Here is an 11,922-nt window from a genome sequence, read left to right as displayed (position 1 = left end):
CCAATCCGGCGGTGCTAGGGTCGGCTCGTTCACCGACACGGGGTGCTCCGCACGGGCGGGGCTGAGATCACACCCGGGAACCTGCATCAGGTAATGCTGACGAAGGGATGTCACGGCGATGACCACGCCTGTCCACGACAAATCTGTCCACACCAGCGTCGACGCCGCACCGGCCGACACGCGTTTCACCGATCACCTGTGGGAGCGCACCGCAGTCCTGCGCGGCGCGATCGACGACATGGAGTTCCTGCGCCGCCTCGGCGACGGCACGCTGCCACTCGACGTCTTCCGCACGTACGTCGAGCAGGACGCCCTCTACCTGGCCGAGTACGCGAAGGCACTCGCGCTGCTGGCCGCCAAGTCACCCGATCCGCAGACCGCGGCGTTCTGGGCGACGTCGGCGTCGACGGCCGCGGTGGTGGAGACCGAACTCCACGAGAGCCTGCTCGCCGGCGGTGTCCTGCCGGAGGGGGGCGGCGCTCCCGAGCACTCGCAGGCCTGCCTGGGGTACGTGTCGTACCTGACGGCCACCGCCGCCACCGAGTCGTACGCCGTGGCCGCCGCGGCAGTGCTTCCGTGCTTCTGGATCTACGCCGAGGTGGGCCGCAAGCTCGCCGCGAGCGCCGCTGACGTACTGGCCGCGGACCCGTCGCATCCGTACGCGCAGTGGGTGACCACGTACGACGCCCCCGAGTTCCAGGAGTCCGTCGCGACCGCGCGCCGACTGGTCGACGCCGCGGCAGCGGCCACGACGGCCGAGCAACGTGAGGCGATGGTGCGCGCGTTCGTGATCGCCACGCGCTACGAGTTCATGTTCTGGGACACCGCCCTGAACCCGCAGCCCTGGCCCGCATCGTGACGTCGGTGTCCCGGCTGCGCCGGGTCCTGGCGACGTCGGCGATCGTCGCGTCCGCGCTGAGCGTCCTCACCGGGTGCGGCAGTGACGATTCCGCGGACACCATCCGCTTCGCACTCGACTGGACGCCGAACACCAACCACACCGGGTTGTACGTCGCGTTGCAGGAGGGGTTCTTCGCGGATGCGGGTCTCGACGTGCAGGTGCTGCCCTACAACAACACCTCCCCCGACACCCTCGTCGATGCGGGTAACGCCGAGTTCGGTTCCAGCTTCCAGGATTCGGCGACGTTCTCGCGTGCCGCGGGCGCGCAGACCGTCTCCGTGCTGGCACCGCTGCAGCACTGGGCCACGGGCATCGGAGTGAAGGCGGACCGCGCCGATCTCGCGAGCCCGAAGGACCTCGACGGGAAGACCTATGCCGGGTTCGGCGATCCCGGCGAACGCGAGATCCTCCGCCAGGTCATCCGGAACGACGGCGGCACAGGAGATTTCGAGACGGTCGTGCTGGGGACGTCGGCGTACGAGGCCGTGTACGGGGGTCAGGCCGACTTCACGGTGTCCTACTTCGCGTGGGAGGGGGTCGAGGCGGCCCGCCGAGGCACTCCGATGCGCTACTTCCACTACACCGACTACGGATTCCCGGACGCGTACGCGATCGTGGTGAACGGCAACGAGGAATGGTTGGCGGCACACCCCGAGCAGGCCCGCAAGTTCGTGCAGGCGTTGCAGCGCGGCTACCAGGTGGCCGCGGACGATCCGGACCGCGGCGCCAAGGCACTTATCGCCGCGAATCCCGGGGTTTTCAGCGACGAGGAGTTGGTGTTCGAGAGCCAGCGGATGCTGGCGGCCGACTACATGAAGGACGCGTCGGGCCGGGTCGGCACCCAGACACTCGAACAGTGGTCGGGCTACTCCGGCTTCCTGTTCGAGCACGGCCTGCTCGCCGGCCCCGACGGCAAGCCCCTCACCACCGAGCCGGACTGGTCGACGTACTTCACCGATGAGTACCTCGCAGCGCCGTAGGCGCGGAGCACCCGCGGTGCGCGGTGCGGTGCGCCGGTCGCTGCCGGCGATCGTCGTGGTGATCGCGCTCGTCGCGGCGTGGCAGGTCTACGTCGCGGCGAGCGGGATCCGCCCGCAGGTGCTGCCGTCTCCGGTGCGGGTGCTCGAGCAGGGATGGGCGCACCGCGACGACATCGCCGTCCACGCGTGGGCCACCGTCCAGGTGACCCTCGTCGGGTTCGCTGTGTCCCTCGCGGTGGCGTGGGCGCTGGCGATCGCCGTCGACTTCTCCCCCTGGCTGCGAAGAGCTTTCGTTCCCCTCTTCGTGATCTCGCAGACCCTGCCGATCATCGCGATCGCGCCACTGATGATCATCTGGTTCGGGTTCGGCCTGCTGCCGAAGATCCTGGTGATCGCCCTCGCGACGTTCTTTCCCATGGCGATCGGGTTGATCGAGGGGTTCGCATCCGCCGACCGGGATGCGGGCGCACTGCTGCGCAGCATGGGCGCATCGCGACGGCAGCAGTTCCGCTACGTGCGGCTGCCGTCCGCCCTCCCCCGCTTCTTCACGGCGCTGCGGATCGGCGTCACCTACGCCGTGGTGGGCGCGGTGTTCGCCGAATACGTCGGCGCCACTTCCGGTCTGGGCATCTACATGAGCATCCAGAAGAACTCGTTCCGCACCGATCTGGTCCTCGCCGCCGTCTTGGTGACGGCGACGATCAGCGTGGCGCTGTACCTGTGCACGTTCGCGATCGAGCGGATCGTGGCGCCCTGGATCACCCAGCCCATGCAGCCGAGAACGCTCGGTCGGGAGGCGCGATGACCGACTCCCCGATCGTCGAACTGTCGGACGTCACCAAGTCGTTCGGCGCTCGGCGTGTCCTCGACGGCATCGAGTTCGCGGTCCGGCCCGGCGAATTCGTGTCGGTGATCGGCCCCAGCGGATGCGGCAAGAGCACGGTGTTCTCGATCGTCGCGGGACTCGAGGCCCCGGACTCGGGGACCGTGGCCGCACCGACGTGCGCGCACATGCCGCAGAAGGACCTGCTCTTCCCATGGCGCTCGGTGCTCGACAACACCACCCTCGGCCTCGAGGTGCAGCGGATGCCCCGCAAGCAGGCCCGGGCCCGCGCCGCCGAACTCTTTCCCGCATTCGGCCTGGCCGGGTTCGAGGACGCCCGTCCGCATCAACTGTCGGGCGGCATGCGTCAGCGGGCCGCGCTGCTCCGGACCGTGGTCCAGGACCGCGAGGTGCTGCTGCTCGACGAACCGTTCGGCGCGCTCGACTCCCTGACCCGCACCGAGATGCAGACGTGGCTGCAGGACGTGTGGCAGCGGTACCGCTGGACGGTACTGATGATCACCCACGACATCCGCGAGGCGGTGTTCCTCTCGGACCGGGTGATCGTGCTGTCGGCCCGGCCCGCGACGGTCCGCCGCGAGGTGCTGGTGAATCTGCCCCGTCCTAGGGAACTGTCGGTGATGACGTCGCCCGAGTTCGCGGCGATCGAGCACGACCTCATCGAGGTCCTGCACGAGGAATCCCGCCGGGCACTGGCGGAGCAGGAGACCACCGGCTGATCGCAGAACCGGCCGGTCTCGACGTCACGAACCCGAAACTGCCTGCTACTCAAGCGAACCGGTCGGTTCAGACCCGATCGTGATGTATGTCGGCCGACCCTCGACGGATCGATACATCCCCGTTACCCTTCTGTTATGGCGCTGCCCGGAAATGTGACTCCGTAACAGCACCACAACCACGTCGTGACCCCGACCGACGTACTCGGCGTGCCACGACACCCGACCGACCGAAGACTCGCGCAGCTCGCTGCCCCGCCGGTATCCCACCTCGTCTCCGGATGGTCACCATCCGACAGGAAGTGAAGATGACGAAACGAGTCCTGCTGGCCGCACTCGCCGCGTTCGCCGCTCTGGTGCCGGCGCTGGCCGTCACCCCGTCCGCTTCGGCGGCAACGGGGACCATCTCCAACGGCATCGCCTGGACGGCGAAGCCGGACGCCGGTCCGTCGAACCCGCTGGTGAATCAGGAGTACTGCACCCTCGGCGTCGTCGGCACCGACGGTCTCGGCAACAAGATCGCGATCTCCGCGGGGCACTGCGTGTCCACCGCCGCCGGTGGGGCGGCCGACTTCCCCGACGGGGCAACGGTCTACCACTTCGGACCGACCGGTACCGGCGATCCGATCGGAACCATCGCCTACCGTGATCCGAGCATCGACTTCGTGGTGATCGAACTGAACCCGGACGCGGTCCTGTCCTCGAACGGGCCGGAAGTGCGGATCGACAGCATCGGACCGTCCAATCCCGACGGCATGCTGTGCAAGGCCGGAGTACGCACCGGCGTCACCTGCGGCCCGATCTACGGTCAGGCCCCGCCCCGGATCAACTCGTTCGCCACCGCCAACGGCGGAGACTCCGGCGGCCCCGCGTTCGTCAACGACTCCCAGCTGGTGGGGATGACCCGGGGACCGTTCGAGTTCGTCGACTTCGCCGCGGTGCTCGACAGCATCGCCGCGCAGTCCAACCCGGTCGGCAAGGGATTCGTGGTGACGAACAACTAGCCCGGACGCCGTCCGCTCACGCTTGCGTGTGAGCGGACGGCGTCGTCGTCGGCACGTCTACGCGCCGATCAGCTCCTTGGCCGCGGACACCGCGGCGGGACCGTCCAACGGCGGCATGTCGTCCCACTGCCCGCCGGTGATCGTCACCTTGACATCCGGTGTCTGGACCGTTGTGACGATCACGCCGACGACGGACGTCGTCACCGGGAGGGTGTAGGCGACGCCGCCGACCTTCTCGAGTTCGGCATCCGGAAGGACGACGAGCCGGCCGGCCTCGAGGTCGGCCACCGCCGGGACCTCTCCGGTGCCGGGCTCGATGAGGACCTCGACGCCACGGACCTCACTGAGATCCGTGGCGCCGTCGGGGGTCTCCCAGTTGCACAGCGCGCCGTACTCGTCGACCGCGTTCGACGGGCTCTCCTGCAGGCCCGCAATGTACGGCGCGACCGCGGGGGCAACGTCGGCGCAACTCGTGAATCGCGCCAGCACGTCCGCTCCCGACGCGCCCTCCGCGCCTCCTTCGGTCACCGCGACCTCGTCGGCCACGACGTCCTGCGCCGACGAGTCGGTGTCGTCGGAACCGCAGGCACTGACCGCCGCCGCAAGTAGCAGCACCACAGAAACAAACCGGGCATTTCGAATCATGCGGGCAATCTAGCAAGGCGGGCGGTCGGCGGAGAGCACCGGCGCGGAGCGACTACTTGCCGGCCATGTCCATCACGGCCAGGTGGCTGAACAGCATGCTGGTGCCGATCGGGTTGCCACCGCCCGGGTAGGTGGTGCCACTCGGAGCGGCCATCGTGTTGCCCGCCGCGTACAGACCCTGGATCGGGTTGCCCGAGGTGTCGACGACGCGTGCCGAGGTGTCGGTGCGCAGACCGCCCTTGGTGCCGAGGTCGGAGATGCCGAATGCGGCGGCGTGGAACGGGCCCTGCTCGATCGGGACCAGTGCCGGACCGCCCCCGGTGAACGCGCGGTCGTACGCCTCCTCACCACGGCCGAAGTCCTCGTCGACGTCGTTGGCGGCCATCGCATTGAAGCGCTCGACGGTCGCCAGGAGGTTCTCCGCAGGCACACCGATCTTCGCGGCGAGCTCCTCGAGCGTGTCGGCGGTGTGCCACAGGCCGGCGTCGACGTACTTCTCGGTCTCGACCATCGACACGTTCGAGGCACCCACCGGCGGACGCTCGCCCGCGCGATCGTCGTAGATCATCCAGTACGGCAGCGTGACCGAGCCGTCCTCCATGCCTGCGATGATGTCGCGGCCGAGACGGTCGTACGGCGCGTACTCGTTGACGAAGCGCTTGCCGTCGTCGTTGACGAAGATGCCACCGGTGAAGCACAGCGCGAACGCCGAACGCCCGTCCGGATGCGTCAGGCCCGGCGACCACCAAGCCTCACCCATCAGATCGGTGTCGGCGCCGACCGCGATACCGGCCTGGTGCGCCTTACCGAGGTTGCCCCACGGACCCATCGTGTCGCGGGCGACGCCCGGGACGCCGTACTTCTGGCGCAGCTCGTCGTTGCCCTCGAAGCCACCGGCCGCCAACAGAACACCCTTGCGGGCACGGATCGCGATCTGCTCCCCGTCACGTTCGACGAGCGCACCGACCACGGCGCCGTCCTCGACGACCAGCTCGACGAGTGGGGTGTCGAGGTTCAGCTTCGCGTTCGGGTAGTTCCCGATCGCCTTGAGGAAACGTCCGACCAGCGCGCGACCACCGATCAGCATCTCGGGCAGCTCCGCGCCGAGGCGATCGAAGTCGAGCGGGCCACGAACCAGCTTGTGCAGGTCACCGACCTCGGAGCTCGGCAGCGGGCTCGGGATGGTGTGACGCTGGCCGTCGTTGCGAGCCTTGGGCGCCTTGCCGTAGTAGTCGGGCCACGGGTAGGTGGCGAACTCGAGGTTCTCGTCCTGCTCGAGGTACTCGACCAGCGGGCCGCCGCCGCGGACGTATGTGTCCTGCAGTTCGCGCGGGGTCCGGTCACCGACGACGGCATGGTAGTACTCGAGCGCGTCCTCGATCGTGTCGTCGACGCCGGCACGCTTCAGCACCGGGTTGCACGGGAACCAGAAGCCGCCGCCACCGGAGTAGGCGGTGGTGCCACCGAACTTGTCCGTCGCCTCGACCAGGATCACGTCGAGGCCCTCACGAGCCGCGGTGTACGCGCCGGTGACGCCACCCGCGCCCGACCCGGCCACCAATACGTCACATTCTTCGTTCCAGTTGACCATCGTTCAGCCTTTCCCGGCCGTGCCGGATTCTGTTTCCACTCAGTGTGTCTGGGGTGCCGCAGGTCAGGCGATGACGCGAACCGGGTCGGTGCCGTCCCAGGTGCGCGCCTGCTCGATCCCGTACGCGAGCATCTGGCGCATCGCGGGACTCTGGATGTACTCGAAGACGACGCCCGGCTCCGCCGGCGCCCGCAGATAGGCCACCCGCGTGCCCGCGCCCTCCGCGACGAACAACTCCTCGAGGCCCTTCTCCCGCGCCGCCGCGAGAGATGCGTCCAAGTCCTCGGTGATCCACGCGAGGTGGTGTGGGCCCGCGGTCGGCGCACCGGACTCGTCGACGTACGGCGACGGACCCGACGAGGTGGGCTCGATCAACTCGATCTGCATGTCACCGGAGTAGCCCATCGCAACGTCCATGGTCACCACGGTTTCGATGCCCTCGTACCGGCCGTGCAAGGTCACCCCGCGGAACACCGTCCACGGACCGACGCCGACGGAGCCCACCCAGTGCGCGATGCTCGCGTCGAGGTCCCCGACCACGTACCCGACCTGCACTGCGGGTTCGGCCACCACGTGACTCATCAGGACCTCCAACGGCATTCGGACGAAGTGTGATCCTAGCCACGCACCGGGGAGGTGAATCAAGCCTCGTCCCACTGAGAGGACGTTCGCCGTTCCGGGCGTGGCGGTCAGCGGCCCGAGCCGCCGCACCCCCAGCCGAGGCCGGCCAGTTCCTGGCCGCGTGCGAGGACGTCGTCGAGCATCTTCTCGGTGAGTCTGCCGGTGAAGGTGTTCTGCTGACTCGGGTGGTAGCAGCCGATCACGTTGAGCGGTTTGCCGTCCGCCTTGTGGACGACGGCGACCTCACCGTGCCCGAACTTCGGCTTCGGCGAGGGCACCGCGCCGCCCGCCCGCCGCACCGCGCTCAGGGTCGCGTCCCAACCGAAGCCGCCGAGCACGACGACGGCACGCACCCACGGCAGCACCAGCGCGAGTTCGGCGTCGAGCCAGCTCGCGCAGCAGTCACGCTCGTCGACACTGGGCTTGTTGCCGGGGGGTGCGCAGCGTACCGCCGAGATCATCCGCACCCCGAACAGCTTCTGCCCGTCTCCCGCGTACTCGACCTCGCCCTTGCTCGCGATACCGGCGCGGTGCAGTGCGCGGAACAACCAGTCCCCCGCCTGATCGCCGGTGAACATCCGTCCGGTGCGATTGCCGCCGTTGGCTGCCGGCGCCAGACCCATGATCAACAGTTTGGGGAACACGTCGCCGAAACCTGCCAGCGGGCGGCCCCAGTAGGGCTGGTCCGCGAACGAACGGCGCTTGACCTCGGCCGAATGCTCGCGCCAGTCGACCAGCCGAGGGCACGCCCGGCACACACTGATCCGGGCATCGAGCTCCGCGAGGTTCTTCGCGGCGGCCGCCTCGGCGACGACGTCGGCACACGAGTGCGCGACCGGGGTGTCCGGGCCCGCCGGATCGCCCGGCCAGCCGCTGCCCGCAGCAACCGGGGAGGTGAACAGTTCACCGGTGCCGGGGTGCGGCAGGAACTGCACGGTCATCGCAGCACACAGGTAGCCATGAGCCAATTGAACCCGATCCGCCCGGGTGTGCCCCAGTCCGGCTCGGCGCCCGGTCGACCCACCTGCACAATCGTCGGTATGACCGCACACGAACCTGATCCCGCCCTCGTCGACGCCGTCCGCGCCGCCCGTCGCGTCGTGGTGTTCAGCGGCGCCGGGATGTCGGCCGAGAGCGGCGTGCCGACCTTCCGTGACGCGCAGACCGGGCTGTGGGAACGCTTCGAACCGGCCGAGTTGGCGACCCCGGAGGCATGGAACCGCGACAGCGGCCTGGTGTGGGCGTGGTACCAGTGGCGGACCGGACTCGCACGGCGCGTGCAACCCCACGCCGGTCACGACGCGATCGCGCAGTGGGCCGGGCACACCGGAGTGACGGTGATCACCCAGAACGTCGACGACCTCCACGAGCGGGCGGGCAGTCCCGTCGCCGCACACCTGCACGGCAGTCTGTTCTCGCCGCGATGCAGCGACTGCGGTTCGTCCTTCCCCAGCGACGGCGGCGTCGACGCCGAGCCCACCGGCCCGCTCGCACCGCCGACGTGCGAGAACTGCGGCGGTGCGGTTCGGCCCGGCGTCGTGTGGTTCGGCGAGGCGCTGCCCGAGGACGCGTGGGCGCTGGCCACCGAAGCGGCCGAGGACTGCGACCTCATGGTCGTCGTGGGCACGTCCGCAGTGGTGTATCCGGCTGCGGAACTGCCACTACGTGCCGCGCGGGCGGGCGGGACCGTCGTCGAGATCAATCCCGAGGCAACCGGATTGAGCGACCACGTGCACCACTCGTGGCGCACGACTGCGGCCGTGGGCCTGCCGGCGCTGGTCGCCGCCGGTGGCGCCGAACGTCGCGGCTGACGCGGTCAGTGCCCCCGGTAGATCGCCTCGATCTGCTCGGCGAAACGCTCGGAGACCACCTGCCGCTTGATCTTCAGTGTGGCGGTCAGTTCGCCGGACTCCTCGGTGAGGTCGTGCGGGAGGATCTCGAACCGCTTGATCGCCTCCGCGTGGGAGACCGTCGAATTCGCGTCGTCGACGACGGCCTGCAGGGCGGCGCGGAGATCGGTGTCAGTAGCGAGGTCGGCGACCGTCGCCGCGACCGGCTTCCCGTTCGCCGACTTCCAGTTCCCGAACGGCTCGGGGTCGAGGGTCAACAACACACCGATGAACGGTCGGCCGTCGCCCACGACGACAGCCTGTGAGACAAGCACGTTCGACCGCAGGCGATCCTCGAGCGGGCCAGGCGAGACGTTCTTTCCGCCGGCGGTGACCAGGAGGTCCTTCTTCCGCCCGGTGAGCGTCAGGTAGCCGTCCTCGTCCAGTTCGCCGAGGTCCCCGGTGCGGAGCCAGCCGTCGCGGAGGGCGTCCGCCGTGGCCGAGTCGTTGCGCCAGTACCCGGCGAACACGACACCGCCGCCGAGCTCGATCTCGCCGTCCGGCGCGATCCGCACCGAGTTACCGCTCATCGGACGGCCCACCGTGCCGATCTTCTGCTCGCCGGGCACGTTGACGCAGTGTGCGGCCGTGGACTCGGTGAGTCCGTAGCCCTCGTAGATCGGGACGCCGGCACCACGGAAGAAGTGTCCCAGCCGCGGCATGAGTGCCCCGCCGCCGGAGATGGCCCACCAGCACTGATCCCCCAGCGCGGCGCGAAGTTTGGCGTAGACCAGCCGATCGGCGATCGCGTGCCGCACCTTCAGGAGCCGGGACGGGCCACCGGTGTCGAGGGACTCGCTGTAGGCGATCGCGGTGGCCTCGGCGAAGGCGAACACGGCCCCGGGGATGCGGCCCTTGGTCTGGGCCGCATGTGCGGCGCTGTCGCGTACCTTCTCGAAAACACGTGGCACACCAAGGATCACGTGGGGCCGGAAACGTTGGAACTGTCCCGCCACCGTTCCGAAGTTCGACCAGTGCGCCTGGATTCCACCGGCCTCGAACATCGCGAGGGAGACCGCACGGGCGAGCACGTGGGCCAACGGGAGGAAGGTCAGCATCCGGTTGCCGGGTTTTGCCACGTCACCGATCGACGCAGCGAGGATCCCGCGCACCTCGGACAGGAAGTTCCGGTGCGTGAGGATGCAGCCCTTCGGCCGCCCCGTCGTCCCCGACGTGTAGACCAGGGACGCAAGGTCGTCTGCTCGGATCCCGGCCAGCCGCTCGTCGACGGCGGAGTCGTCGATTCGCGCGCCCTCGGCGACCAGCTTCTCGACGGCCCGGTCCTCGATCTGCAGCACGCGCCCCGGACCGGACATGACTCCGTCGAACCCGGCCGCGTGGCTCGCGGTCTCCACGATCGCGAGGACGGCCCCGGAGTCCTCGACGATCCATCGGATCTGGTCCGGTGACGACGAGTCGTAGATCGGCACGGACACCGCTCCCGCCGCCCAGATCGCGAAGTCGAACAGCGTCCACTCGAATCGTGTCGCGGACAGGAGCGCCACCCGGTCGCCGGGACCGACGCCCGCCGCCACCAGACCCTTCGCCACCCCGGTGACCAGGTCCGCGAACTCGTCCGCGGTGACGTCCACCCAGCGGTCCTCGACCGGCCGGGAGAACAGCACGCGATCGGGACTGCGTCTCGCGTGCTCGAACACCGTCCGGACGATCGACTCGTCGTCACCGATGGTGAAGCGGGCAGGGGCGCCGTACTCACGCATGTGTGTCATCTCCAGCAGGTGCAGGGGACCCGGGGGCCCCGTGAATCACAGGTATCTCGGAACCGGCGGGATGTTCCAGGGTTCCGGACGTCGCCGGGCCCACAGCCGCGGCCGGCCCGTCCCGGAAACGCCGCAGAATCAGAGCGAACTGCGCGATCTCGGTCGTGGACCAGCCGTCCACGCGCGCGCGGACGTCGTCGAAGCGACGGCGGTCGGCGGCGGCGAGCACCGCGATGCCCTGGGGCGTCAGGTGCAGGGGGCGACCGGAGCGCACGGGCCCCGAATCGGCTCGCACCCATCCCCCGTCGGTGCATCCCCGGAGCTGCCGCGAAACGGTCGACCGGTTGACACCGAACGCGTCGGAGATGTCGGTGGCGCGGCATCCCGGGTTGCGTGCGACGAACGAGAGGACCGAGTGCTGAGCGAACGACGGACCGCCCTGCGCGTCACGGCCGCCGGCCACCAGTTCCCGGGCCAACTGCACCAGTTCGGCGTGCACCGCCGCCACCTGATCGACCTCGCCGCCATGTTGCACAGTGCAACTCTACGCCGTCGGTCTCACCGTGCAGCGGTCGCGTACCGGAAGTAACGTTCGAACGGCAGATGCGACTAATTGTGTGACAGCAACGCATCAGCGCCTGCCCGACCGAGACCCGAGGAGACGACTTGTCCGTTCAGACCGACTCGATCGCCGTCCGTGCCGTTGGATCGCACCGGACCGCCGACGCGGCTGCTCTCGACCGCCTCGAGCAGGAGATTGTCGACCTGGATGCGCAGATCCTGGCCGCGGTGCGTCGCCGCGCCGATCTCGCCCGCGCCCTCGCACCGGCCGAGTCGGAGCTGACCGACACCGCGTCACGCTTCGACGAGCTGGGCTCGGACGGCCCCGTCCTCGGACGCACACTGACGCGCCTGAGCTCCACCGAATCGCGGTAGCGACAACCCCAGGGCTCACACGCAGAAACCGCCTCCGCTCAGTGACTTCGGTCACCCCGCGGAGGCGGTTTCGT

13 protein-coding genes and 1 riboswitch are annotated in these 11,922 nt (G+C 69.2%); of the genes, 7 read left to right on the top strand and 6 right to left on the bottom strand.

The features are described from left to right. The first annotated feature begins 28 nt into the window (after positions 1-28). Positions 29-125: riboswitch (TPP riboswitch) on the top strand. From AC1RIF_RS25870 to AC1RIF_RS25850, 5 genes are all read left to right on the top strand, one after another. Beyond that, positions 119-859: a TenA family protein gene (locus AC1RIF_RS25870; RefSeq protein ID WP_492604239.1), complete on the top strand. Its 741-nt coding sequence runs from the start codon at positions 119-121 to the stop codon at positions 857-859. (Overlaps the previous riboswitch by 7 nt.) Beyond that, a complete protein-coding gene (locus AC1RIF_RS25865) occupies positions 856-1,881 on the top strand; it encodes an ABC transporter substrate-binding protein (protein ID WP_492604238.1) in 1,026 nt (341 codons plus the stop codon). Before AC1RIF_RS25870 ends, AC1RIF_RS25865 begins: the two co-directional genes overlap by 4 nt. Then, a complete protein-coding gene (locus AC1RIF_RS25860) occupies positions 1,859-2,686 on the top strand; it encodes an ABC transporter permease (protein ID WP_492604237.1) in 828 nt (275 codons plus the stop codon). The genes AC1RIF_RS25865 and AC1RIF_RS25860 overlap by 23 nt, the downstream gene beginning before the upstream one ends. Further along, positions 2,683-3,444, top strand: a complete 762-nt coding sequence (locus AC1RIF_RS25855; RefSeq protein ID WP_492604236.1) for an ABC transporter ATP-binding protein — start codon at positions 2,683-2,685, stop codon at positions 3,442-3,444. The genes AC1RIF_RS25860 and AC1RIF_RS25855 overlap by 4 nt, the downstream gene beginning before the upstream one ends. A gap of 305 nt (positions 3,445-3,749) precedes the next feature. Beyond that, on the top strand, positions 3,750-4,445 hold the full coding sequence (locus AC1RIF_RS25850; protein ID WP_492604235.1) for a chymotrypsin family serine protease: 696 nt from the start codon (positions 3,750-3,752) through the stop codon (positions 4,443-4,445). 57 nt (positions 4,446-4,502) lie between these two features. Here AC1RIF_RS25850 and AC1RIF_RS25845 read toward each other — a convergent pair whose 3' ends face one another. From AC1RIF_RS25845 to AC1RIF_RS25830, 4 genes are all read right to left on the bottom strand, one after another. Continuing rightward, a complete protein-coding gene (locus tag AC1RIF_RS25845) occupies positions 4,503-5,090 on the bottom strand; it encodes a hypothetical protein (RefSeq protein ID WP_492604234.1) in 588 nt (195 codons plus the stop codon). A 52-nt stretch (positions 5,091-5,142) separates the two neighbouring features. Further along, positions 5,143-6,681, bottom strand: a complete 1,539-nt coding sequence (locus AC1RIF_RS25840; protein WP_492604233.1) for an FAD-binding protein — start codon at positions 6,679-6,681, stop codon at positions 5,143-5,145. Positions 6,682-6,744: 63 nt separating this feature from the next. Continuing rightward, on the bottom strand, positions 6,745-7,281 hold the full coding sequence (locus tag AC1RIF_RS25835) for a VOC family protein (RefSeq protein ID WP_492604232.1): 537 nt from the start codon (positions 7,279-7,281) through the stop codon (positions 6,745-6,747). A gap of 89 nt (positions 7,282-7,370) precedes the next feature. Continuing rightward, positions 7,371-8,243 (bottom strand): uracil-DNA glycosylase, encoded by an 873-nt coding sequence (locus tag AC1RIF_RS25830; RefSeq protein WP_492604231.1) that lies wholly within the window; start codon positions 8,241-8,243, stop codon positions 7,371-7,373. A gap of 99 nt (positions 8,244-8,342) precedes the next feature. Between AC1RIF_RS25830 and AC1RIF_RS25825 the strand changes: the two genes are divergently transcribed. Then, positions 8,343-9,113, top strand: coding sequence for an SIR2 family NAD-dependent protein deacylase (locus AC1RIF_RS25825; protein WP_492604230.1), 771 nt, complete (start codon positions 8,343-8,345; stop codon positions 9,111-9,113). Between the two features lie 5 nt (positions 9,114-9,118). Here the strand turns inward: AC1RIF_RS25825 and AC1RIF_RS25820 are convergent, their stop codons facing one another. Together AC1RIF_RS25820 and AC1RIF_RS25815 are read right to left on the bottom strand one after the other, a co-directional pair. Next, on the bottom strand, positions 9,119-10,912 hold the full coding sequence (locus AC1RIF_RS25820) for an AMP-dependent synthetase/ligase (RefSeq protein WP_492604229.1): 1,794 nt from the start codon (positions 10,910-10,912) through the stop codon (positions 9,119-9,121). After that, a complete protein-coding gene (locus AC1RIF_RS25815) occupies positions 10,905-11,447 on the bottom strand; it encodes a MarR family winged helix-turn-helix transcriptional regulator (RefSeq protein ID WP_492604228.1) in 543 nt (180 codons plus the stop codon). The genes AC1RIF_RS25820 and AC1RIF_RS25815 overlap by 8 nt, the downstream gene beginning before the upstream one ends. 131 nt (positions 11,448-11,578) lie before the next feature. On the opposite strand from AC1RIF_RS25815, the gene AC1RIF_RS25810 reads away from it, so the two are divergent. Further along, positions 11,579-11,848: a chorismate mutase family protein gene (locus AC1RIF_RS25810; RefSeq protein WP_492604227.1), complete on the top strand. Its 270-nt coding sequence runs from the start codon at positions 11,579-11,581 to the stop codon at positions 11,846-11,848. Positions 11,849-11,922: the final 74 nt, after the last annotated feature.

It is taken from the genome of Prescottella sp. GW823-FHT02E09 (assembly GCF_058797375.1).
The sequence above is the reverse complement of the archived record's forward strand: the minus strand, read 5'-3'. Positions and strand labels throughout refer to the sequence as shown.

Coding starts and splice junctions, on each gene's coding strand:
- AC1RIF_RS25870 (WP_492604239.1), top strand. CDS start 119: ATGACCACGCCTGTCCACGACAAATCTGTCCACACCAGCGTCGACGCC.
- AC1RIF_RS25860 (WP_492604237.1), top strand. CDS start 1,859: ATGAGTACCTCGCAGCGCCGTAGGCGCGGAGCACCCGCGGTGCGCGGT.
- AC1RIF_RS25855 (WP_492604236.1), top strand. CDS start 2,683: ATGACCGACTCCCCGATCGTCGAACTGTCGGACGTCACCAAGTCGTTC.
- AC1RIF_RS25850 (WP_492604235.1), top strand. CDS start 3,750: ATGACGAAACGAGTCCTGCTGGCCGCACTCGCCGCGTTCGCCGCTCTG.
- AC1RIF_RS25845 (WP_492604234.1), bottom strand. CDS start 5,090: ATGATTCGAAATGCCCGGTTTGTTTCTGTGGTGCTGCTACTTGCGGCG.
- AC1RIF_RS25840 (WP_492604233.1), bottom strand. CDS start 6,681: ATGGTCAACTGGAACGAAGAATGTGACGTATTGGTGGCCGGGTCGGGC.
- AC1RIF_RS25835 (WP_492604232.1), bottom strand. CDS start 7,281: ATGCCGTTGGAGGTCCTGATGAGTCACGTGGTGGCCGAACCCGCAGTG.
- AC1RIF_RS25830 (WP_492604231.1), bottom strand. CDS start 8,243: ATGACCGTGCAGTTCCTGCCGCACCCCGGCACCGGTGAACTGTTCACC.
- AC1RIF_RS25825 (WP_492604230.1), top strand. CDS start 8,343: ATGACCGCACACGAACCTGATCCCGCCCTCGTCGACGCCGTCCGCGCC.
- AC1RIF_RS25820 (WP_492604229.1), bottom strand. CDS start 10,912: ATGCGTGAGTACGGCGCCCCTGCCCGCTTCACCATCGGTGACGACGAG.